Raw genomic sequence first — 22,746 nt, forward strand, 5'->3', positions numbered from 1 at the left:
GGCGTAAACAAGCGGGCCGCGCGGCCTCGCGGGGACACGGCGCACGGCGGGAAAGAAGCCGATTTTACCATCGGCGGGGTGGGCCGCCGGGCGCCGCGGCGCTCAGAGCCGCACCAGCACGACGAGCTTGAGGTCTTCGCGGTGCGCGGGCTTGAGCGTGATCTGGTCGTAGGCGACGCGGCCGTGGCGCGGATGATGGAATTCGCGCCGCCCGCCTTCGCGCTCGAACACGTCCTGCGAGGCCCAGAAGCGCGCGAACTCGTCGCTCGCGGCCAGCAGCGAGTCGATCAGCGCGCGCGTGGGCGCGTCGTTCAGGTGCCGGATCGAGTCGGCGCGGAATTCGGCGGCGAGGCGCCGCGCGCGCGTCTCCCAGTCGACGATCAGCTCGCGTCCGAGCGGCTCCGTGAAGGTGAAGCGCAGCAGGTTGCGGTCGTGCTCCGCGTCGAGCCAGCCTGTGAACAGATCCGCGGCATGGGCGTTCCAGGCGAGCGCGGTCCACTGGCGGTCGAGCACGTAGGCGGGGGCATCCACGAGCTGCACGGTTTGCAGCAGCGTGGCGGGCGCGTCCGCGGCGCTGGCCGGATCGGGCTCAGCGGGATCGCGCTGGGCAGCGAGCTCGAACAGGTAGGCGCGCTCGGCGCGCGAGAGGCGCAGCGCGACGGCGATGCGCGCGAGCGCGTCCGCCGAGGCCGAGACGGGCCGGCCCTGCTCGATCCACGTGTACCAGGTGGGGCTCACGCCGCAAAGCTGCGCGACTTCCTCGCGGCGCAGGCCCGGCGTGCGGCGGCGCGGGCCGGGCGCGAGCCCGACTTCCTGCGGCGAGAGCCGCTCGCGATGGGCGCGGACGAAGTCGCCGAGCGCGCGCGCGGGCGTCGCTTCGAGCGTTTTGGCGGTGCCGGGGAAGGTGCCCGGCGAATCGGCGGCAGGGGTGTCGAGGCTCATGGGGCGTGGGGCGGGTGCTGGCGATACCAGAATAATTGCTTAACTTGTACTGGTACAGAACGGCCTCTATTGTAACGGCTGACGTAACGGCTGACGCGGCGCCCGCGCCCCACGAAGAAAGCCGCAGCAAGCAGCGGCCCCCCACACCAGTACCCACAAGGAGCATGCGATGAAGCATCACGATCAGGTCGCCGACGCGTTCGGCTCGACCGCCGCCGCCTACCTCACGAGCCAGGTCCACGCGAGCGGCGCGGATCTCGAGAATCTCGCCGCGACGTTCGCGGCCACCTGCGGCAACGCCACGGTGCTGGACATGGGCTGCGGCGCGGGGCATGCGAGCTTCGCGGTGGCGCCGCACGTACGCGAAGTCGTGGCCTACGACATCGCCCCGCAGATGCTCGCCACGGTCGAAGCCGCCGCGAAAGAGCGGGGCCTCGCGACCATCCGCACCCAGCAGGGCGCCGCCGAGACGCTGCCGTTCGCCGACGCCAGCTTCAACTGGGTGATCAGCCGCATGAGCGCGCACCACTGGCGCGACGTGCCGCGCGCGCTCGCCGAGGTGCATCGCGTGCTCAAGCCGGGCGGGCGGCTCAAGTTCATCGACATCGCCGGCGTCGACGACCCGCTTTACGACACGCACATCCAGGCGATCGAGTTGCTGCGCGACGCCTCGCATATCCGCGACTATCGCGCCGACGAATGGCTCGCGATGCTCGACCGCGCGGGCTTCGACGCGCAGGTGACGGAGCGCTGGCGCATCGCGCTCGACTTCGACACCTGGGTCGCGCGCATGCGTACGCCGCCCGAGCGCGTGACGGCTATTCGCTCGATGTGGGAGCGCGCGCCCGACGAGGTGCACCAATACTTCGATGTCCAAAGCGATGGCTCTTTCAAGCTCGATGCGCTGATGATCGAGGCGACGCGGCGCGACTAAGAGGCAGGCGGGGCGCTCCGGTCGAGCTGTTCGGGTTGGCTTGAACCCGTGCGTCGCGACAGAGGGAGCCGTATTGACGGTCACACTTTGTTCAGAGTCTGGAGATTGTCATTAGACAAGTGGGAGGCGATAACGATTCGCTAGAATTAGCGAGTTCCGTTTCCTGCGCAACGACGCCATGGCAACTCCCTACGCGACTGAGCGCGGCATACCGAGCGTTCCCACTTGTGCCCGAGGTAACGTATCGCTTCGGTTTGATGGGCGCTTTCTAACGGTGATCGGTGCCGGGGGGCGCGGCTATGCCGCTGTGTCCGGCCGTCCCTTGGACGACGGCGGCTTTGATTACATTACTCTACCGCCCGACAACGCGAAGGCCGCGTTGGGCCAATTCCGCCTGGACAGTATTGGGTACAGCCCTCGCAGATGTGGACCAATCACTGGTACAACATTGCGCCACGCGCAGCCTGGGGGGGATCATCGGCTCACGATTCACGTTTTTCCGGGCACGCAGACTTTTGGACGTGGCGGATTTTTCATCCATGGCGGTACACACGCCGGTAGTGCTGGCTGCATCAATCTGCGCGGTCAGATGGAAAGCTTCGCAGCAGACCTGAAGGCGGCAACCGGCAACTCCGACTGCTATGTTCCCTTGACGGTCCGCTACCCATGAACCGTTCGATTCGAATCCTGCTTCTGGCGACCATGATTGCGCTGGTGACGTTGGTCGCGGCGTTCAACTGGATCAACCTGAATGAAGCGTATGGCAGCGGGCCGCCGTACTACAGCCGCACCACCAACATGGACAAGTGGACCAACCCGTTACCGGTGCTCGCTGCCGTCGATGTCTTCGCGGTGTTGGTCGTCGCGTTGCTGGCGCTGTGGATTCGGCGTGCACGCCGCAACTGAGTTGTCGTGATGCCGGACGGGGCATGTTGGGCGATGTCCGATGAACACCCACCTCTCGCCACGCAATAAAAAACGGCGTCGTGCCCTCGCGGGCACGACGCCGTTTATGCATGAGCGCAAACGCTCAAGCGAGCCGCTTCATCAACCCGTATTGCGCAGCCCCGCCGCAATCCCGTTGATCGTCAGATGAATGCCGCGCCGCACGCGCGGGCTCGGGTCGCCGGCGCGATAGCGCTTGATCAGTTCGACCTGCAAGTGATTGAGCGGATCGAGATACGGGAAGCGGTTCTTGATCGAGCGCGCGAGCAGCGGGTTGTCGGCGAGACGCCCGCTCGTGCCCGTGATCTCGTCGAGCACCTTGGTCGTGCGCTCCCACTCGGCAACGATGCGGTCGAACACGTGCTTGCGCAGCTTCTTGTCGGCCACGAGCTGCGCATAGCGCGACGCCACCGCGAGGTCGGTTTTCGCGAGCGTCATGTCCATGTTCGAGAGCAGGTTCGAGAAGAACGGCCAGGTCTTGTACATCTTCTTGAAGAGCGCGAGACGGCGCGTGCGCTCGGCGTCGTTGCCCGCTTCGTCGAGATACGCGGCCACGGCGCTGCCAAAGCCGTACCAGCCCGTGAGCAGCAGACGGCACTGGCCCCACGAGAAGCCCCAGGGAATTGCGCGCAGGTCGTCGATCTTGCGGTTCTTCGGGTCCTGGAGCTTGCGCGAGGCGGGCCGGCTGCCGATATTGAGCTCGGCGATCTCGGTGATCGGCGTCGAGGCGAAGAAGTAGTCGGTGAAGCCCGGCGTCTCGTAGACGAGCGAGCGGTAGGCCGCCATTGCCGCGTCGGAGAGCGTTTGCATCGTCTCTTCGAACATGGGGAGCTGGTCGGGCGAGTTGCCCGCGGCTTTGCCCATCGGCAGCAGCGTGGCTTCGAGCGTGGCGGCGATCACCGTTTCCAGGTTGCGGCGGCCGATCTCCGGATTGCCGAACTTCGAGGCGATGACTTCGCCCTGCTCGGTGAGGCGGATCTGGCCTTCGACCGTGCCCGGCGGCTGCGAGAGGATCGCGTTGTAGGTCGGGCCGCCCCCGCGTCCCACCGTGCCGCCGCGGCCATGGAACAGGCGCAGCGTGATGCCGCGCTCGCGATAGAGCGAGACGAGCGAGAGCTCTGCGCGGTAGAGCTCCCAGTTCGAGGTGAGGAAGCCGCCGTCCTTGTTGCTGTCCGAGTAGCCGAGCATGATTTCCTGCTCGTTGCCCTGATGCTCGACCATGCCGTCGATGCCCGGCAGCGCGAGCAGGTCGCGCATGATGTGCGTGGCGTTGCGCAAGTCGGGGATCGTCTCGAACAGCGGGATCACCATCAGCGCGGCTTTCGCGGGATCGTCCGCGTGGCCGAGGCGCCCGCTCATGAGGCCGGTTTCCTTCTGCAGCAGCATCACTTCGAGCAGGTCGGAAACGGTTTCGGTGTGCGAGATGATGTAGTTGCGCACCGCGCGCGCGCCGAACTTCTCGCGCGTCACGCGCGTCATCTCCAGCACGCCGAGCTCGCTCTTCACGAGGTCCGAATAGTCGAGGTAAGGCGAGCGCAGCGGACGCGCGTCGGCGAGCTGCGCGCGCAGCACGGTCTGCTTCTCTTCCTCGCCGAGCGCGGCGTAGTCGGCCACGACGCCGGCGCGCGCGAGCAGCTCGGCGATCACGGCTTCGTGGATGTCCGAGCTCTGGCGCAGGTCGATCGACGCGAGATGGAAGCCGAACACGTCGACGGCGCGCATGAGCGGCGCGAGACGCGTGGTCGCGAGCGAGGCGCCGTGATGCTCGGCGAGCGAATCCATCAGGATGTGCAGGTCGCGCGAGAACTCGTTCGCATCGGCGTAAGGCTGCGCGCGCACGGGCGCGGCGTTGCGGCCCGCGCTGCGCACCGCGACCACGCCTTCGCCCAGACGCACGCGCGCGCTGGCCGCAAGACGCGTATAGACGCCGATCAGCGCGCGGCGGTACGGCTCGTCCACGCGGTGCGGCGACTGGTCGGGCGAGGCTTCGGCGAGCGCCTTCAGTGCTTCGCTCGCGCCCGCGAGCAGGTTCGACACCGAGAGCTCCGCACCGAGCTTGTGCACTTCGTCCAGATAGTGCTGGAGGATCACCTGCGCCTGGCGCTCGCTCGCTTCTTCGAGCGTGGCCGCGGTGACGTTCGGATTGCCGTCGCGGTCGCCGCCGATCCAGCTGCCCATCTGGAAGAACGCGGGCAGGCGCGCGGAAAGGCCGTGCTCTTTGAGCGACGTCTCAATCTCGCCGTACAGCGCCGGGATCTCGGTGAGGAAGGTCGTGTGGTAGTACGAAAGCGCGTTTTCGATTTCGTCGCCCACGGTCAGGCGCGAGTCGCGCAGCATGCGCGTCTGCCAGAGCGAGGTCACGCGCGCGCGCAGCATCGCTTCGTTCTGCTCGCGTTCGCGATGCGTAAGCGGCTGTTCGCGTTGGGCGAGCAGGCGCGCGACGTCATGCTGCGAATCGAGCGTGCTCTTGCGCTGCACCTCCGTGGGGTGCGCGGTGAGCACGGGCACGATCAGCGCGTCGTTGAAGAACTGCTGGAGCACGGGCGTCGCGGCCGCGCCCGCTTGCTGGAGCCGCTCGAGCGAATGCGCGATGGTGCCCGCGCGCGGCGCCGAGCCCGCGAGGTCGTGGATGCGGCGGCGGCGGTTGCGATGGCGGTCCTCGGCGATGTTCGCGAGATGCGAGAAATAGCTGAACGCGCGCACGACGCTCACGGTCTGCTCGGGCGAGAGCGCGCGCAACTGCTTCTCGAGCGCGAGCGCGGCGGCGTTGTCGTCCTCGCGGCGAAAACGCACGGCCGTCTGGCGGATCGTCTCCACCACGTCGAACACGGCGTCGCCTTCCTGCTCGCGCAGCACGTCGCCGAGCAGCCGGCCGAGGTAGCGGATGTCCTCGAACAGCGGCTGGTCCTTGTCGTCGCGCGCGCGGGCGTTGCGTGCGGCCGCCGCGGGCTTCGCGGCGGCTTGCGGGGCGCCGGCAGGTTTCGCGGCTTTAGCGGCTTTCGGGGTTTTGGCGACCTGGGTGGGGGCTTTCGTGGCTTTAATGGCCTTCGTGGTCTTCGTCGCGTCTGCCGTTTTCGTGGCCTTCGTCGGTTGGGGCGAGGCTTTCACGGCTGTCGTCGCGCGGGCTTTTTTGGCCGGCGACGGAGCGGCCGTTTCGGCGGCCGTGGAAGAGGCGGATTGCGATGCGTTGTTGCGGCGCGCGGCGCGCGCCGATCCGGAAGACTTCACGATGTTTTCCTCAGGACTAGCCAGGCAATCATCTTGCATGGGGCCGGAGTCAGGCGCCTGAGCACCCGCGCTGGCCGACAGAAGATGGACAAGTTGATCGGGAACTGCCAACTGCTTGGCCGCGGCGCAGGCCACGGTCGGGGGTACAACGGGTGCTGCCTGGAACGGATGAAGCTGCCATCCTGCGCGTGCCGCACATTATGAGACAGCGCGCGGACAGATCGGAGAGGGCCGGTTTTGCCGGGGGAACGTTGAGGGACGCTGGGGACTGGATACCGCGTACGCGGCGATGCGCCGATCCGGGTCTCTTCCTTGCCACCGCACGCGCTCGTCAGAGGGCTTCGTGGGCCCCTTCGGCGCCCGAGGGGCAAGCCGAAAAAGGGGCGCGTGCTAACATTGCCTGTTATCCGATTCTGTTTTTCGAACCCGTCATTCGATGTGCTTGCCATGAATTCCGAGACGTTATCCGCGCCCATGTCAGCCAACCCGCGCACCCTTGTGATCGCTTCGCGGGAGAGCCGCCTCGCGATGTGGCAGGCCGAGCATGTGCAAGCTGCGCTGCACAAATTATATCCATCCTGCGACGTGAAAATCGTCGGAATGACGACGCGCGGCGATCAAATTCTCGACCGGACGCTTTCGAAAGTCGGTGGTAAGGGTCTGTTCGTCAAGGAACTGGAGCAGGCGCTGGCCGAGGGCCGCGCCGATCTGGCCGTGCATTCGCTCAAGGACGTGCCCATGGAACTGCCCGAGGGCTTCGCGCTCACGGCCATCATGGAGCGCGAGGACCCGCGCGACGCCTTCGTCTCCAACGACTACGACTCGCTCGCGGCGCTGCCGCCGGGCAGCGTGGTGGGCACCTCCAGCCTGCGCCGCGAGTCGATGATCCGCGCGCGCTATCCGCATCTCGACGTGAAGCCGCTGCGCGGCAACCTCGACACGCGCCTTGGCAAGCTCGATCGCGGCGACTATGCGGCCATCATTCTCGCGGCGGCGGGGCTCAAGCGCCTCGGCCTCGGTGCGCGCATCCGCGCACTGCTGGAGCCCGCGGACAGCCTGCCCGCGGCGGGGCAGGGTGCGCTCGGGATCGAGATCCGCGCCGACCGCGCCGAGCTGGCCGCCTGGCTCGCGCCGCTGCACGACGACGCCACTGCGAAGGCCGTGGAGGCCGAGCGCATGGTCTCGCGCGCGCTGGGCGGCAGTTGCTCGGTGCCGCTCGCGGCTTACGCGCAGTGGCACGATGGCCGGCTCGCGCTGCGCGGCACCATCGCCACGCCCGACGCGAGCCGCGTGCTCGCCGCCGAGGGCGACGCCGCGCCGGCCACGGTCGAAGACGCCGTCGCGCTGGGCCGCCAGGTCGCCGATGCCCTGATCGCCCAGGGCGCGCTCGACATCGTGCGCGCGCTTTCTGAGACAAGCGCCGACGAGACGCGCGCGCCGAATGCGCCGCCGGCCGGCAAGCACGGCGCGGGTGGTGCCGATGGTGCCGATGATGTGGCTGGTTCGGGCGCCTCCGCGCCGGACGACGCGGGCAAGCGATGACGGCCCCCTGGCAGCCGCGCCGCGGCGGCATCCACGCTCCCGCGCAGCCCGACGAATGGGGCGGCCCCGCCGATCCCGGCAGGGGGGCGGGCGGCTCGCCAGCAGGCCGCGCCGCCCCGGGTTCTGCTTCCAGTCATAGTTCGCGCCTGTCCGGGCCGTTCACCGTCGTCATTACCCGTCCGGCCGGTCAGTCGCAGGCGCTCACCGCGCAACTCGAGACGCACGGTCTGCGCACCTTCGAATTCCCGCTCATTACGATCGAACCTGTGCGCGACGACGCGCCGTTGCGCGAAGCGCTCGGCGCGCTCGACCGCTACGCGCTCGTGGTGTTCGTCTCGCCCAACGCCGTCGACCGCGCGTTCGCCTGCTACAGCGCGATCTCGTCGATCTGGCCGCATGCGCTGCCCGTCGCCGTGGTGGGCCCCGCGAGCGTAGCCGCGCTCGCGCGCCACGGCGTCGCGGCGCCCGCGCATCGCGTGATCAGCCCGGCGGGCGCCGCCGACGAAGAGCCCGCGCGCTTCGACTCCGAATCGCTCTACACCGCGCTCGAAAAAACGCTGGGCGAGGACGCCTTCGCGGACAAGCGCGTGCTGATCGTGCGTGGCGACGGCGGCCGCGAATGGCTCGCCGACCGCCTGCGCGAAGCGGGCGCCGAGGTCGAGGCCGTATCGGCCTATCGGCGCGTCGTGCCCGAGCCGCCCATCGGCGCCTGGGAGACCGTGCACGCGCTGCTCGAAGGCGCGCCGCACGCATGGCTCGTGACCAGCTCCGAAGGCGTGCGCAATCTCGACGAGCTCGCGCGCGAGCACCTCACGGCGGGCGAGATCGTCGAGCTGCGCCACGCGCCGCTCGTCGCGCCCCATGCGCGGATCGGCGAGACGGCGCGCGGATTGGGTTTTGATAGGATTACGGTGTCCGGCGCGGGCGACGAGCGCATTGTCCAGACGCTGCTGGGCCTCGCGTCATCTTTGTCATCGCTTTCGTCGTCCCATTCGTTGTCTCCGGCGGCATCCGCGGATTCGTCCGTTGCTCATTCGGCTGCGCCTCCTCGCGGGGCACAGGCAGCTCAACCGGTTCAGAACACCCCGGCCTCGCCGCCGGCACAATCACGCATGACTGATTCGAACGATTCCAGCCAGCTTCCCAATCGCGGCGCCGCGTCTCAAGGGAGCGCCGCCAGCCAGAGCGCCCAGCCGGCCGCCTCGAATGCGCGCCCGGCGTCGGGCGCTTCCTCCTATTCATCCGCGTCTCCCACGTCCTGGACGCAGCCCGCGAATGCGCGGCGCGGCGGCGCGGGCACGGCGATCCTCTGGCTCGTCGTGGTGCTCGTCGCGGCGGGCGCGGGGGCAGGCGGCTACGTGCTCAACCGCAAGCTCGACCGCGTGGACGCGGCGCTCGTGCAGCGCCAGCAGGCCGCCGACCAGCAAAGCGCCGCGCTGCGCGCGCGCGCCGATGAGGCCGTGGCGAGCGCGCAGCAGATCGACAAGCAGATGTCGCTGCTCGAAGGCAAGATCGCCGACGCGCAGACCTCGCAGCAGGCGCTCGCGCAGCAATACGCCGATCTTGCGAAGAACCGCGACGACTGGACCCTCGCCGAAGTCGGCCAGATGCTTTCGAGCGCGAGCGAGCAGCTTCAGCTCACCGGCAACACGCAGCTCGCCCTCTTCGCGCTGCAAAGCGCGGATACGCGTCTGGCCGCCTCGGACAGCCCGCAGGCGCTCGCCGTGCGCAAGGCCATCGCGCAGGACACCGACAAGCTCAAGGCCGCGCCGTCCACGGACCTCGCGGGTCTCGCGATCAAGCTCGATACCGCGCTCGCCGCCGTCGACACGCTGCCGCTCGCGGGCGAGGCGATCGTCGCGCATACGAAGCCCGAAGCCGCCGAGCCCGTGGACGCCGCCAAGATGGCCGCCGCCACCGGCGAGCCGCGCTGGCGCGCCTGGCTCGACACCTTCGTCTCCGGTGTCGGCAAGCAGATCACGAGCCTCGTGCAGGTGCGCCGCATCGACAACGCCGACGCCATGCTCGTCTCGCCCGACCAGGGCTACTTCGTGCGTGAGAACCTGAAGCTGCGCATCCTGTCGGCGCGCCTCTCGCTGCTCTCGCGCAACGAGCCCACGCTCAAGTCCGACCTCGCCGCCGCCGACACCGCGCTCGCGCGCTACTTCGACAGCGCGTCGAAGCAAACGCAGAACGTGCGCGACCTGCTCAAGCAGGTGGACGCGGGCTCGGGCGCGGTCACGCTGCCCACGCTCGATACGAGCCTGAAGGCGCTCCAGCAATACCAGAGCCGGGGGTAAGACATGGCGATCCGTGGACTTATCTGGCTGGCGATCCTCTTCGCGGTCGCCGTCGCGCTTGCCACCGTGGGCCGTTTCGACGCGGGGCAGGTGCTGCTCGTCTACCCGCCGTATCGCGTGGACGTCTCGCTGAACCTGTTCGTGGTCGGCATCGTGGTGGCGTTCCTGCTGCTCTACGCGATCCTGCGCTTCGCGCGCAACCTCGTGACGATGCCGCGCCGCGTCGCCGCCTACCGCGCGCGCATGCGCACGGAAAAGGCGAACTCGGCGCTGCGCGACGCCGTGGGCAATCTCTACGCGGGCCGTTTCTCGCGCGCTGAAAAGGCCGCACGCGACTCGCTCGTCGACGAGAAGAACAAGGGTGCCGCGGGCCTGATCGCCGCGAACGCCGCGCATCGTCTGCACGAGTACGCGCGCCGCGACGACTGGCTCACCCAGGTGGACGACCCCGACCTCCAGGAAGCGCGCCTCATGGCCACCGCCGACATGCGCGCCGATGGCCGCGACGCGGACGGGGCGCTCGCCGCGCTCACCGAAATGCGCTCGCAGGGCGGCCGCCGCATCCACGCGCAGCAGATCGCGCTGCGCGCGCAGCAGCAGCTCAAGAACTGGAGCGAAGTGCTCAAGCTCGTGAAGACGCTGGAAAAGCGCGAGGCGCTCCATCCGGCCGTGGCGGTGCGCCTGCGCCAGCTCGCGGCCGAGAACCTGCTGCGCGACCGCCGTCACAACGCGGACGCCTTGCTCGAACTCTGGCACGCGCTCACGCCCATCGAGCGTCATTCGCCGCGTCTCGCCGATTGCGCCGCCGAGCTGCTGATCGCACTCGACCGCCCGAACGAGGCGCGCAAGATCGTCGAGGAAGCGCTCGCGCAGAACTGGGACGCGCGCCTGCTGCGCCGCTATCCGGACACCGCGGGCAACGACGCGCTGCCGCTCATCCAGAAGGCCGAGGCATGGCGCAAGGACCGTCCCGAAGACGGCGACCTGCTGTTCGCACTGGGCCGCCTGTGCCTGAAGCAGCAGCTCTGGGGCAAGGCGCAGTCGTTCCTCGAAGCGGCGCTCAAGTCCGCCGACGCGAGCGAGAACGAGCCGCTCAAGATTCGCTCGCATCGCGCGCTCGCGCGCCTGCACGAGCAGCTCGGCGACAGCGAGAAGGCCGCCACGCACTATCGCGAGAGCGCGCTGGCGATGAATGTCGTTTGAGGCGCATCGCCAGCTTCAACGCACAACGGCCGCTTTCGAGCGGCCGTTTGCTTTTCAGCGTGCGAAAACGCTAGCGGTTCACCAGCGCCTTCGGCGCGCACAGCGCGAGCAACCCGCCGAGGATCATGAACGCCGCGAGCATGTACATGCCCGAATCGTTGGCGGCCGTGACCTGCTTGAGCCAGCCCACCGCGTAGGGGCTCAGGAAGCCCGCGAGATTGCCGATCGAGTTGATGAGCGCGATGCCCGCCGCCGCGCCCGTGCCCGCGAGCCACGCCGTGGGCAGGCTCCAGAACAGCGGCAGCGTGGTGAGAATGCCGATGGTGGCGATCGTGAGCGCCGTCATCGCGAGCGTGGTGTCGTGCGCCCACGTGACCGAGAGCACGAGGCCGAGCGCGCCGATCGCGGCCGGAACCGCGATGTGCCAGCGGCGCTCGCGCATGCGGTCGGCGCTCTTCGCAACGAGCACCATGCCGACCACGGCGGCCGCGAACGGAATCGCCGCAAGCAGGCCGATCGTGAGCGCGTCCTTCACGCCCGTCGCCTTGATGATGGTGGGCAGCCAGAAGCTCACGCCGTAGAGGCCCATCACGAACGAGAAGTAGGTGAAGCTCATCACGAGCACGCGTGGGCTCGTGAGCACGCGGGCGAGCGGGAGATCTTCCTTGGTGGCGTCCTCGGCGGCGATGTTGCGCTCGAGCAGCGCGCGCTCTTCTTCGGTGAGCCACTTGGCCTTGCCGATGCGGTCGTCGAGCACGAAGAACACCAGCACGCCGACGATCACCGAAGGCAGCCCTTCGAGCAGGAACAGCCACTGCCAGCCCTGCCAGCCGTTCGCGCCGTCGAAGGACTTGAGGATCCAGCCCGAGATCGGTCCGCCGATCACGCCCGAGAGCGCGATGGCCGTCATGAACCAGGTGGTCATGCGTCCGCGCCGGTGCGCCGGATACCAGTAGGTGAGGTAGAGGATGATGCCGGGGAAGAAGCCCGCCTCGCACAGGCCGAGCAGAAAGCGCATCACGTAGAACATGGTGGGCGTGGTCACGAACATCGTCAGGATCGAGACGAGGCCCCACGTGACCATGATGCGCGCGATCCACACGCGCGCGCCCACGCGATGCAGGATCACATTGCTTGGCACTTCGAACAAAAAATAGCCGATGAAGAAAATGCCCGCGCCGAAGCCGTAGACGGCATCCGAGAGATTGAGCGCCGTGCTCATTTGCAGCTTGGCGAAGCCCACGTTGACGCGGTCCAGATACGCGACCACGTAGCAGAGCATCAGAAGCGGGATGAGGCGCCACGCGACCTTGCGATAGGTGGCTTCTTCGAAGGCGGAGGGCGGAGCGCCCGCGCCCGCATGCGGCAGGTGATTTGCTGGACTGGCCATGGTGTCTCCATAGATCGTCGTGCTTGTAGTATTTCCGCCCGGTTATGGCGGGTATCTGACTCTAAAGCACGACCATTCTATACGGGCCGCCGCGCCGCGGTGGCCCGTGAAAGTCGGGGAAAACACTGATCAGTCAATCACTTAGGGCGGGCTCGAGAGACACCCGGGCACGCGCCGGGAGAGGCTCAATAAGCTGACTATACGCAGCGCCCGCCGTCCACTTCGATGCAGGTGCCGGTGATGAACGCGGCTTCGTCGGAGGCCAGATAGAGGCACGCGTTGGCCACGTCCTGCGGCGTGGAAAAACGGCCGAGCGGGATGCCCGCGATGAAGCGCTGGCGGTTCTCGGGGGTGTCGGGCACGCCCATGAATTCGGCGGTCAGGCCCGTGTCGCCGATCACGGGGTTCACGCAGTTCACGCGGATCTGGTCGGGGCCGAGCTCGGCGGCGAGCGCCTTGCTCGCGACGATCATCGCGCCCTTGCTGCCGTTGTACCAGACGAGCCCCGGGCGCGGCCGGATGCCCGCGGTCGAGGCGATGTTGACGAACGCGCCGCCGCCGTGCTCGCGAAAATGCGGCACGAAGGCCCGCACGCTCCAGTAGAGGCCCTTCACGTTGACGGCGTAGACGCGGTCGAACTCGGCTTCGCTGACTTCGAGCACGGGCTTGTTGCGATGCGTGGTGCCCGCGTTGTTGACGACGATCTGCACGCTGCCGAAATCCTCGACGGCGGCTTCGCGCAGCGCGTGCCAGTCGGCCTCGCGGGTGATGTCGCCTTGCACCGCGATGGCCTTGCCGCCCGCGAGCGCGATCTCGCTCGCCACGCGCTGCGCCGCGTCGCCGTTCAGGTCGTTGACGACGACGTTCGCGCCTTCGCGCGCATAGGTCTTCGCGATGCCTTCGCCGAAGCCCGAGCCGGCGCCCGTTACGACGGCCGTTTTGCCTTTGAGTCGCATGGTGTCTCCGTGTGTCCGTGTAGTTGCGTATCGATCGACAAGGGTAGCCGCGCTAGCCGTGCCGCAGCGCGATGGTTTTGAGCACCGTGAAGCCGTAGAGCGCCTCGAAGCCTTTCTCGCGTCCATAACCGGATAGCCGCGTGCCGCCGAACGGCAGCTCGACGCCGCCGCCCGCGCCATAGTTGTTCACGAACACCTGCCCCGCGCGCACGCGCCGCGCCATGCGCATCTGGCGCGCGCCGTCGCGCGTCCACACGCCCGCCACGAGCCCGTAGGGCGTGCCGTTGGCGAGCGCGACGGCGGCGTTTTCGTCGTCGAAGGGCATGGCCGCGAGCACGGGGCCGAACACCTCCTCCTGCGCGAGCCGGCTCTGGGGCGGCACGTCGCGCAGGAGTGCCGGGGCTTCGTAGAAGCCGCCCGCGGGCGCATCGGCGTCGAGCTTGCCGCGCGCCGCGGTGGCGATGCTCTCGCGCTGCGCTTCGTCGAGGAAATCGCGCACGCGCCGGCGCTGCTTCTCGCTGATGAGCGGCCCGCAGTCGAGATCGGCGCTCGCGGGCCCCACGCGCAACGCCCCGAACGCCGCTGCGAGCCGTTCGAGCAGCGGCTCGTAGGCGGCTCGCTCGATCAGCACGCGGCTGCCCGCCGAGCATGTCTGCCCCGCGTTCTGCACGATGGCGGCGACGAGCACGGGCAGCGCCGCGTCGAAATCGGCATCGGCGAACACGATTTGCGGCGACTTTCCGCCCAGCTCCAGTGTGACGGGCACGTGGTTGCCGGCGGCCGTTTGCGCGACGAGCTTGCCCGTTTGCGGCGAACCCGTGAACGAGATGTGGTCGATGTCGGGGTGCGCAGAGAGCGCCGCGCCCGCCTCGTGACCGAGCCCGGTGACGATATTCAGCGCGCCCGGCGGCAAGCCCGCTTCGCGCGCGAGCGCCGCGACTTCGAGCAGCGAGACGCAGGCGTCCTCGGCGGGCTTCACGACGCAGGCGTTGCCGGCCGCGAGCGCCGCGCCCACGCTGCGCCCGAAGATCTGCATCGGGTAGTTCCACGGCACGATGTGGCCCGTCACGCCATGCGGCTCGCGCACCGTGAGCACCGTATAGCCGGCCTGGTAGGGCAGCGTCTCGCCGTGCAGCTTGTCGGCGGCGCCCGCGTAGAACTCGAAGTATCGCGCGAGCGCGGCGGCGTCGGCGCGCGCCTGCTTGAGCGGCTTGCCGGTGTCGCGCGCTTCGAGCTGCGCGAGCGCTTCCTGATGCTGGGCCACGAGACCGGAGAGCTTGAACAGCAGGCGTCCGCGCTCGGCGGCGCTCAGTGCGCCCCAGGCGCCTTCATAAGCCTCGCGCGCGGCGGCAACGGCGGCGTCGATGTCGGCGGCGTTGCCGCGTGCGAGCTGGGCGAAGGGCTGGCCGGTGGAGGGATCGATCGCGGCGAGGGTCTCGCCGCTGGCGGGCGAGCACCACTCGCCGCCGATGAAGTGCTTCGCTTCTTCCATGCATGCGCCTCGTAAAAGGGAATGAAACGCGGGAATGAAACTGAAACGCGGGAAGGGAAAGGCAAAACAGGACAGGCCGCCGGTGCGGGCTCGGGTGCGTCAGACACGGTGCTTCAAACGCGAGGCTTCAAACGCGGCTGCGCGGTGACCGCGCCGGCCCGCTCATTATCGCGCCAATCGCAGCGCTCACGCGCGCCAATTCAGCGGACGCTTCATCCGCCTGCGGGAAAGCCCTGGGCCAAAGCGCCGGGCGCCGCGGCCGATTGGCTATAATGGGCGCCAACCTCCAACGTCCGGTTTCGCGCCGGAGCGCCGTGCGCGTCGAGTCTTGCCGGGCCTGTCCGGCCTCGTCCGCCGCACGCCGCGCCCCGCGCACGCAACCGTCGCTTTTTTCCCTTCTCAACAGAGAGCGCTCATGAGCTTCGCAAATGTCCCCGCCGGCAAGGATCTGCCGCAAGACTTCAACGTGATCATCGAGATTCCGGCGCAAAGCGATCCGGTCAAGTACGAAGCCGACAAGGAAATGGGCCTGCTGGTCGTCGACCGCTTCGTCGGCACGGGCATGCGCTATCCGGTGAACTACGGCTTCATCCCGCAGACGCTGTCGGGCGACGGCGACCCCGTCGACGTGCTCGTGATCACGCCGTTCCCGCTGCTGGCAGGCTCAGTCGTGCGCTCGCGCGCGCTCGGCATGCTGCAGATGACCGACGAGTCGGGCGTCGACGCGAAGCTGGTCGCGGTGCCGCACGACAAGGTCTGCCCGATGACGGCCAACATCAAGTCGCTCGACGACGTGCCCGAGTACCTGAAAGACCAGATCAAGCACTTCTTCGAGAACTACAAGTCGCTCGAAAAGGGCAAGTGGGTGAAGGTCGAAGGCTGGGTCGGCATCGACGCCGCGCACAAGGAAATCACCGACGGCGTCGCGAACTTCAAGAAGTAAGCGAGGCTCGCCGGGAACCCCCGGCTTTGCCGGCAAAGGCGCTCCGCAAGGGGCGCTTTTTTTTCGTCCACGGGTTCTCAAACCGGCGCTTCGGCTGGCGGTTCGGTGCTGTCGGGAGCCAAGGCTAGCGGGGGCGATGGAGGCGGCGGCAACACCGATTCGAGCGTGCGCGCGCCCGCCGCGAGCGCGCGCTTTTCGCGCGGGGCGAGGCGTTTGACGCGGTATTCGGCGCGCAGGGCGCTCGCGCGGTCGGCAAGCTCGAATTGCGCGAGCACGCGCACCGGCTTGCGCGAGCGCGTGTAGCGCGCGCCGGTGCCGTTCGCGTGCTGCGCGAAGCGCGCTTCGACGTCGACGGCGATACCCGTGTAGACGCTGCCGTCGGCGCATTCGAGCAGGTAGAGGAACCACGGCATGTTTCGGGATGCGATGATCGTTTGAAGGGTGAAGGGGGCGGCCGCCGGACTCGGATGCGAGATTCAGCTACGAAACGGATTGTGCTCGTTCAGCTCGTGAACATAGGCATGAATCTGGTTCGTCTCGCTTTGCAGAAAGTGAGCGACGGCGTCGGCGAACGCGGGATGCGCGAGCCAGTGCGCCGAGCGCGTGACGGTGGGCAGGAAGCCGCGCGCCATCTTGTGCTCGCCCTGCGCGCCGCCTTCGAACACGGCGAGCTTTTCCTCGATGCAGAACTCGAGCGGCTGATAGTACGCGGTCTCGAAGTGCAGGCAGGGCACGTGTTCGAGCGCGCCCCAGTAGCGGCCGTAGAGCGTGCCGCCGCTACCGTTCGCGTCGTTGCCGTCGCGCTGGTAGACGACGAGCGAGCTCGCAATTGGCTTGCCCTCGTATTCGGCGATCACGAGCATCAGGTTCTCGGGCATCGCTTCGCCGATCGCGCGAAAGAAGTCGAGATTCAGATACGGCGACGAAAAATGCTCGCGATAGGTCTGCCGGTAGCAGCGGCTGAAGAAGCGCCAGTGCTCGTCGCGGATGTCCTCGCCGCGAATGCGCCGGTGCGTCACGCCCGCGTCGCGGACCTTGCGGCGCTCGGCGCGGATGTTCTTGCGCTTCTTTTGCTCGAGCGTCGAGAGAAAGTCGTCGAAGTCGCGGTAGCCGTCGTTGAGCCAGTGAAACTGCACGCCCTCGCGCTGCATCATGCCGAGGTCGGTGAGCATCGCCGCGTCCTCGGCGGTGGGAAAGAGCACGTGCAGCGACGAGACATCGGTCTGCTCGGCGAACGCCATCAGCGTGGCGGCCAGATGGCGGCGCGCGGTCTCGTCGGCGGCGAGAAGGCGCGTGCCCTGCACGGGCGTGAAGGGCACCGCGCACAGCAGCTTCGGGTAGTACTCGAGGCCGTTGCGCTTGTAGGCGTCGGCCCAGGCCCAGTCGAACACATATGTAGCAGGCTCTTTCTGAGCGGTTTGTGTCCAGGTAGGGTTTACATGCATTTCTCTTTAAGCTTTTCGAAGGCGACCGCAGGGCGCCGAGAGATTTTAGGTTGAGGGCAAGCATGCCCGAGACCGGGTGGGGGTCTGGGGGAGGGGGAGGAAGATTCTCATCTAAGTCAATGAAAATAAAGCTTTTTCTTTGCCTCCGGATGCCCTAGATTGCTCCTTGCACCCAACCACAAAGGGAGTGTGCCATGGAAGCCACCACCGCTGGTGCTCTCGACGTTTTGCTTGAGAACAATAGGGACCGCCGCGCCCTCGACTATCTGATGGCTACCTGCGGCCTCAGTCGGGTCCGAGCAGCGCGCGACTCGCTTCCGGGACGCACGCGTCCCTACATTTCCAATATTGCGAAGGTCCTTGGAGTCACCGTGCCAGACGAGGTGGTCATCACCCCGCGGGAAGACGGCCGCCGACAGCTGGCAGCAATTCGGCAAATGCTGACGTCAAAGCTGGTCATCGGCGCGTCCAAGAGTCGGCCGCAAAACAACGTCAACGCTGTTCTAAATACCCCGCAAAACCTGACGAACGAAGTATCATCAGGCAACTAACGGCTTCCGTGCTGCGGAAGGGTTAGTTTCCGGGGATGCCATCGAAATTATGCTCGTTGGATACGATGCGGTGGCGATGTGCATAGTTGGCAAAAGAACTGGACGCGGCACGTGGCAGAAGAAAAAAGCTTTACTGAAAAGACCAGCGCAGGTGATACGAGTATTGGATTTGACTACCAATACTATTATTTCCTTCATCGCATCTTGAACCTGGGAACAGGCCAATCCGTTGGTCTCGAAATCAAGGACGACGTTCATACTGAACTCGACGCGGATTTCAATATCCTCTACCAGGTCAAGCACACCGTCCAAACGAACGCGGCTGGCGCTCCAATCGCGCTCTCGGAGCTCGATGCAGACCTGTGGAAAACCCTTTACAACTGGTCGCAAGTCATCAGCGATAAGGTTGATGGGCGAGAGGAAATCACCGAGCAGTTAAAGTTCGTCGACAAGACCGAATTCCATCTGGTTTCTAATAAGTCGCACAGTAAATCGAACACGTTTCTTCAGCTAGTTGTCGATTACCAGGCTGGTGACGGTGACTTTGAGCCGCTACGAGCGCACATCGATTATCTTACGAGCAAGACGCAAGATGCAGGCATCAAGAAGTATATCGAGGCTGTCGCGCAGCTCGACTTGACCGTACGGAAGAAGTTCTTCGAGCAACTTCGCTTCGAACTTGAGTGCCAGGACATTATCGGTCGCGTCAAGCTGTCAATCCGGGAAAAAATCATCGATTTGGAAAAAATCGACGGCGTGTTCGAGCGCCTCGATTCGAGAATCAGAAGTGACAATTTCCTCGCGGTGAAGAGCGGTCAGAGCATCAGGATAAGCTTTGAAGAATTTGCTTCTCGCTATTCGAAGATATTCGACGACGCTCGGAGCAAGAAGCTGGTGTACCACAGGTTTGAACCAGATTTGCCTGAGGACATCTTTGCACAGAGATTCATTAAACGACTGATAGAAATTGACGCCGTTACCCCCTCGGACGACGAACTCGCGGTTAAGTACACAGAACACAAGCTGAGAGCGACAAGGAATCTGGACCGATGGGTCCAGGACGGAGACATCATCAGTGATGAAGTAGAAGAATTTCACGACGATGTGTTCGCTCAGTGGGAAAATGAATTTGAAGGCTCGTTTGAAGAAGATGACAATCTGAAGGAGGTTGCTGCCGCGGCGAGGGAGTTGTTGAAGATACTCAGGCGCGAGCGCTTCAAATTGAACCAAACGGACCTCGACATAAGGTTTAGTAATGGCGAACTCTATTACCTCTCAGACATCGGCCGCATCGGCTGGCATAGAGACTGGAAAAACAATGTCTAGGCGATGGGGTGGATATAACAACGTGGGGGTTTGCGCGACCGCATTGATGGCGGTTCTCGCCCATGCCGAGCAGTTGAGTGTCGCCCAAGCGCTCCTTGTGATGCCCCTCGTTATGCACGAGGCGACCGTGAGATATATGGGTAACGGCAACGTTGCGAAGCGCGAAGCCGCTGCCCTAGTTGCACACAGACCAGACCTATTCGCAAACTTCAATTCGCGCTTTCAAGAAGGACTGGCCGTCACAGTGAACGCTATCCAGCTGATAGTTGCGGCTGGATACGTGAAGTTTGACGGCAAGCTAGTCTTGGTACAGCCATTGAACATCGACAAGAGCTTTGGACAGCGGGCGCTACGAATCGCGAAGGCGGCTAGCCATATCGCGGCGGTACTGGCTAGTCCGGTTGACGAACTATATTTGAATTTTAGGGTGCAGCTTTGAATTTCGGCTTTGATTCCATCACTCTGTGGTCGAAGAGCGGCCAGCGCCGTAGTCTCGAGTTCGTTCGAAACCGAGTGAACGTACTTTCTGGTGAAAGTCACACTGGCAAGAGCGCGCTGCTCGACATCATCGACTATTGCTTCCTCGCCAGTTCGCACAAGTTGCCCGACAGCATTATCAACGAGAACGTGGGTTGGTACGGACTGAAGTTCTACGTGAATGACAAGACCTATTCGCTTGCTCGTAGAAGTCCTCAAGGAAACCACGTCTCAGACGAATATTACTTTTCGTCGACTGGTGTTGTACCAGATGTCCCTGAGGCAACGACAAGGGAGGATGACATTCGGAAGATACTCGAGGGCGAGTTCAATATCGATGAAAAGGTGACTGTCGCGTACGGCGGCAAAGCACTCAAAGCCAACTCGAAGGTATCGTTCCGATATTTCTTTCTCTTTAACACCATCTCCGAAGACATCATCACGAACAGCAAAGTCTTCTTCGATAAGCAGGCAGAAGACCGCTACCGTGAGGCGTTGCCCCGTATATTTGACATGGCGCTGGGTATTGACGACCTAGCGAATATGGCCGCACGTGAGCGCAAGGAGCTTCTTGAGAAGGAGATGCAACGGGCTGAGCGAAAAAACGCCCAACTGAGCTCTGGCAAAGACGAGTTCGATAAGGAAGTGCGCCAGATTGCAGTCAAGGCTGCTGAGTATGGCATTTTCAGCGGCAGCCCTTCCGCAATTTCGCGAGATGTTGTCAGGCGAGCAATCGACGAGGCGGCGTCGGCCGACACAGGGCGTGCATTGGACCGCTATGCAGAGGCAAGCGCAGAGCTGTTCTCTGTCGAGCGCCGGCTTCGTCAACTGGACCAGTTCACGTCCGAGTACCACGCGTATAAGGACACTCTGAAGAACGCGGAAGACAGTTTGCTTCCCATCGAGCAGCTCATCAAGCAGGCACCGACCGTTGTCAAATCGGAGATATTTGATGAGCTCATAAGCAGCCTCAAGGCCGATTTGCTCGCAGTGAAAAAGGCGACCGCGAAGAAACAACCGGTAGATGGCCAGATTACGACGATGGTTCGGTCTCTTCGGGATGAGCGGGACAATCTGGAGCGGGAAATCACGGGGTTACCACGGGAGCCACTGTCATTTTCGTCAGAAAGGGAGAAATGGCTTTTCGTTGGGGAGGCGAAGGGGCGCTTTTCGGCATATGACGCTGTGGCTCCGGTTGCCGCAGCTGAAGTACCCGCGTTGCAAACGAGTGAGATTCAAGAGCAAATCGACGCCATCGGAGTGCGCGATGTAGATGAAACGCGTGCCGCAGTCATCTCGATGATTAACGAAATCGCGCAGGGGCTGCTCGCGGAGACGAAGAACGCACTCGCGAACTACGCAGCCTATCAGACGGATTTCGCTTACAAGGAAAAGCGATTGCGACTGCGCAAGCCGCGCTCGAGCCTTATTGAGAACGTCGGCAGCAGTTCCAACCACATGTTCCTGCATCTCTTGCAGTTCTTGGCGCTCCACGAGGTCGCGATAATCCACCAATCGCCTTTTGTTCCGAGCTTCCTCATCATCGACCAGCCGAGTCGTCCGTATTACCCCGACGAGAAGGCGAACGATAATGTGATTCTTGAAAATAGCGATAGTGAGAAAGTTTCGATTGCGTTTAAGTTGCTCAACGACTTCGTCGAGCGAATGAATGACGTGCACAACACAGAGTTCCAGATGATTGTGTTCGAGCATGTGCCTAAAGACACGTTTGCCGACATGAACTACGTGCATCTGCTGCCCGAGTTTCGCGGGGGCGAGGCGCTGATTCCGTCTTCATGGCAGCAAGCCTGACGTGGTTGGACATTCTGAATGGCGGTGGTCGGGGAGATAGATGGACCACCACCAAACCGTTTTTTTGGCGCAGGCGCTAGACACCCGCAGTGTCCGACTTGCCAGCTATGACGGCGTCGTGCGTGAGCAAAATCAAGGTTTAGAGTTATGGCAGCCGGATAAACGTAGCTTGCTTGGCTTAGCGTTTCAACTACCCATGGGTGCGGCGTGAGAAGTCGCCACTTCCTCGCCGGCTCGCCCCAGACTTCATCCTATGCGTAACGTATGAAAACGCCGAATATACGCACTCTCGATATGAAGCTCGTAGATGACTTGTTCGAGATGGGAGGCGGGTATGTGCTCGACTTCTCAGACCGAACAATGGCCAGGTTCTTCGCGGAGGAGCTGAACGTTGATATTGACGACAATGCTTACCGTGAGAACGGAACCTCAAAGGCGAAGCGACTTAGGTGTTTTCTAAACAAGGTCGACTTAGCGACCTCAGTCAGGACGCTCAAAGTACTCTGGAAATATCGCGAAGCCGTCAGGTTGGAGATAGGACGAGAGGAGTGGGTCCAAAACGCAGAGGGGCGTTTCCTTTCGCTAATTGACCGAATGGAAGGCAAACCCAGCGCTGGACTCAGCCAGGGAGATGCTCCGAAGCCGGCATTCGACGTTCATCGAATCGTGTTGCTGAAGCAGAGACTTCTCGACCTCTCCTCGCTGGCACCTCAACCGCGAGGCTACGCCTTCGAAGCGTGGCTTAAGGATGCGTTCGACACTTTTGGACTCGAGGCGCGAGAACCTTTTCGCCTCCGAGGCGAACAAATCGATGGCAGTTTCGCCTTGCAAGGTGAGACCTATTTGGTAGAGGCAAAGTGGCAATCCGAACTCACGGGCGCGGGTGACTTGCATGCTTTCCACGGGAAGCTCGAACAGAAAGCTGCATGGGCCCGTGGTTTGTTTGTTAGCAATAGTGGCTTCACCAGTGATGGACTAAGCGCTTTTGGGCGTGGCAAGCGCGTAATCTGCATGGACGGCCTAGACCTTTTCGAGACCCTCGACAGGCAACTGCCGTTGAACCATGTACTCGAGCGCAAGGTAAGGAGAGCCGCCGAGACGGGATTGCCGTTCGAGAGGGTGAGGGATTTGTTTTCCCGGTAGCCCTCAATGAACGGGCCAGTTTATTTCGAACCTGTTTGGTTCTTAGGTTTTTCGGTCCAGAAAATACCTTTTCTGTGCTTGTTTGTCTGGCTATGATTGTCGAGATTACATAAACCC

At 64.5% G+C, this 22,746-nt stretch carries 19 protein-coding genes and 1 pseudogene; 13 read left to right on the top strand and 7 right to left on the bottom strand.

All coding sequences use genetic code 11. The features are described from left to right. Nucleotides 1-102: 102 nt before the first annotated feature. Nucleotides 103-942, bottom strand: a complete 840-nt coding sequence (locus U5775_RS17575) for a helix-turn-helix transcriptional regulator (protein ID WP_322059354.1) — start codon at nt 940-942, stop codon at nt 103-105. 169 nt (nt 943-1,111) lie between these two features. Here U5775_RS17575 and U5775_RS17580 point away from each other — a divergent pair, with 169 nt between their 5' ends. From U5775_RS17580 to U5775_RS17585, 3 genes are all read left to right on the top strand, one after another. Then, nucleotides 1,112-1,876: a class I SAM-dependent methyltransferase gene (locus U5775_RS17580; RefSeq protein ID WP_322059355.1), complete on the top strand. Its 765-nt coding sequence runs from the start codon at nt 1,112-1,114 to the stop codon at nt 1,874-1,876. A gap of 178 nt (nt 1,877-2,054) precedes the next feature. Continuing rightward, nucleotides 2,055-2,546: a L,D-transpeptidase family protein gene (locus U5775_RS39470; RefSeq protein ID WP_415913597.1), complete on the top strand. Its 492-nt coding sequence runs from the start codon at nt 2,055-2,057 to the stop codon at nt 2,544-2,546. Then, a complete protein-coding gene (locus tag U5775_RS17585) occupies nt 2,543-2,782 on the top strand; it encodes a hypothetical protein (protein WP_322059356.1) in 240 nt (79 codons plus the stop codon). Before U5775_RS39470 ends, U5775_RS17585 begins: the two co-directional genes overlap by 4 nt. Nucleotides 2,783-2,923: 141 nt before the next feature. Here U5775_RS17585 and ppc read toward each other — a convergent pair whose 3' ends face one another. Further along, nucleotides 2,924-6,049: a phosphoenolpyruvate carboxylase gene (gene ppc / locus U5775_RS17590; protein ID WP_322059357.1), complete on the bottom strand. Its 3,126-nt coding sequence runs from the start codon at nt 6,047-6,049 to the stop codon at nt 2,924-2,926. 447 nt (nt 6,050-6,496) lie between these two features. Between ppc and hemC the strand changes: the two genes are divergently transcribed. Genes hemC through U5775_RS17605 form a run of 3 tightly spaced genes read left to right on the top strand, consistent with a single transcriptional unit; the run spans nt 6,497 to nt 11,094 of the window. Beyond that, nucleotides 6,497-7,591 carry a hydroxymethylbilane synthase gene (hemC, locus tag U5775_RS17595; RefSeq protein ID WP_322059358.1) on the top strand — a complete coding sequence of 365 codons (1,095 nt, stop codon included), beginning with the start codon at nt 6,497-6,499 and terminating at the stop codon, nt 7,589-7,591. Next, nucleotides 7,588-9,891: a fused uroporphyrinogen-III synthase HemD/membrane protein HemX gene (gene hemDX / locus U5775_RS17600; protein ID WP_322059359.1), complete on the top strand. Its 2,304-nt coding sequence runs from the start codon at nt 7,588-7,590 to the stop codon at nt 9,889-9,891. The genes hemC and hemDX overlap by 4 nt, the downstream gene beginning before the upstream one ends. Nucleotides 9,892-9,894: 3 nt before the next feature. After that, nucleotides 9,895-11,094, top strand: a complete 1,200-nt coding sequence (locus U5775_RS17605; RefSeq protein WP_322059360.1) for a heme biosynthesis protein HemY — start codon at nt 9,895-9,897, stop codon at nt 11,092-11,094. A gap of 70 nt (nt 11,095-11,164) precedes the next feature. Here U5775_RS17605 and U5775_RS17610 read toward each other — a convergent pair whose 3' ends face one another. The 3 genes from U5775_RS17610 to U5775_RS17620 form a co-directional block, all read right to left on the bottom strand. Continuing rightward, nucleotides 11,165-12,484 (bottom strand): MFS transporter, encoded by a 1,320-nt coding sequence (locus U5775_RS17610; protein ID WP_322059361.1) that lies wholly within the window; start codon nt 12,482-12,484, stop codon nt 11,165-11,167. A gap of 197 nt (nt 12,485-12,681) precedes the next feature. Further along, a complete protein-coding gene (locus U5775_RS17615; protein ID WP_322059362.1) occupies nt 12,682-13,440 on the bottom strand; it encodes an SDR family oxidoreductase in 759 nt (252 codons plus the stop codon). Nucleotides 13,441-13,492: 52 nt separating this feature from the next. Next, nucleotides 13,493-14,932 (bottom strand): aldehyde dehydrogenase family protein, encoded by a 1,440-nt coding sequence (locus tag U5775_RS17620; RefSeq protein ID WP_322059363.1) that lies wholly within the window; start codon nt 14,930-14,932, stop codon nt 13,493-13,495. Between the two features lie 415 nt (nt 14,933-15,347). On the opposite strand from U5775_RS17620, the gene ppa reads away from it, so the two are divergent. Then, complete coding sequence (gene ppa, locus U5775_RS17625; protein ID WP_322059364.1) at nt 15,348-15,875, top strand: inorganic diphosphatase; 528 nt, start codon at nt 15,348-15,350, stop codon at nt 15,873-15,875. Nucleotides 15,876-15,952: 77 nt separating this feature from the next. On the opposite strand, the gene U5775_RS17630 is transcribed toward ppa, so the two are convergent. Both U5775_RS17630 and U5775_RS17635 read right to left on the bottom strand, forming a co-directional pair. Then, on the bottom strand, nt 15,953-16,288 hold the full coding sequence (locus tag U5775_RS17630; protein ID WP_322059365.1) for a GIY-YIG nuclease family protein: 336 nt from the start codon (nt 16,286-16,288) through the stop codon (nt 15,953-15,955). A gap of 63 nt (nt 16,289-16,351) precedes the next feature. Beyond that, nucleotides 16,352-17,269: pseudogene (locus U5775_RS17635) on the bottom strand (GNAT family N-acetyltransferase); the annotation flags it as partial. A 245-nt stretch (nt 17,270-17,514) separates the two neighbouring features. Here U5775_RS17635 and U5775_RS17640 point away from each other — a divergent pair. The 6 genes from U5775_RS17640 (at nt 17,515) to U5775_RS17665 (ending at nt 22,629) form a co-directional block, all read left to right on the top strand. Continuing rightward, nucleotides 17,515-17,871 (top strand): hypothetical protein, encoded by a 357-nt coding sequence (locus tag U5775_RS17640; protein ID WP_322059366.1) that lies wholly within the window; start codon nt 17,515-17,517, stop codon nt 17,869-17,871. 111 nt (nt 17,872-17,982) lie between these two features. Further along, complete coding sequence (locus U5775_RS17645) at nt 17,983-19,197, top strand: ABC-three component system protein (protein ID WP_322059367.1); 1,215 nt, start codon at nt 17,983-17,985, stop codon at nt 19,195-19,197. Nucleotides 19,198-19,243: 46 nt separating this feature from the next. Beyond that, the gene (locus tag U5775_RS17650; protein ID WP_322059368.1) at nt 19,244-19,636 is read left to right on the top strand and encodes a three component ABC system middle component; all 393 of its coding nucleotides are present in this window, start codon (nt 19,244-19,246) and stop codon (nt 19,634-19,636) included. 74 nt (nt 19,637-19,710) lie between these two features. Beyond that, on the top strand, nt 19,711-21,486 hold the full coding sequence (locus tag U5775_RS17655) for a DUF3732 domain-containing protein (RefSeq protein WP_322059369.1): 1,776 nt from the start codon (nt 19,711-19,713) through the stop codon (nt 21,484-21,486). A 40-nt stretch (nt 21,487-21,526) separates the two neighbouring features. Continuing rightward, entirely contained in the window at nt 21,527-21,697 is a 171-nt protein-coding gene (locus tag U5775_RS17660; protein WP_322059370.1) for a hypothetical protein, read from the top strand. A gap of 83 nt (nt 21,698-21,780) precedes the next feature. Then, on the top strand, nt 21,781-22,629 hold the full coding sequence (locus U5775_RS17665) for a restriction endonuclease (protein ID WP_322059371.1): 849 nt from the start codon (nt 21,781-21,783) through the stop codon (nt 22,627-22,629). The last annotated feature ends 117 nt before the right edge of the window (nt 22,630-22,746 follow it).

The organism is Paraburkholderia sp. J63 (assembly GCF_905220245.1).
Lineage (GTDB): Bacteria > Pseudomonadota > Gammaproteobacteria > Burkholderiales > Burkholderiaceae > Paraburkholderia.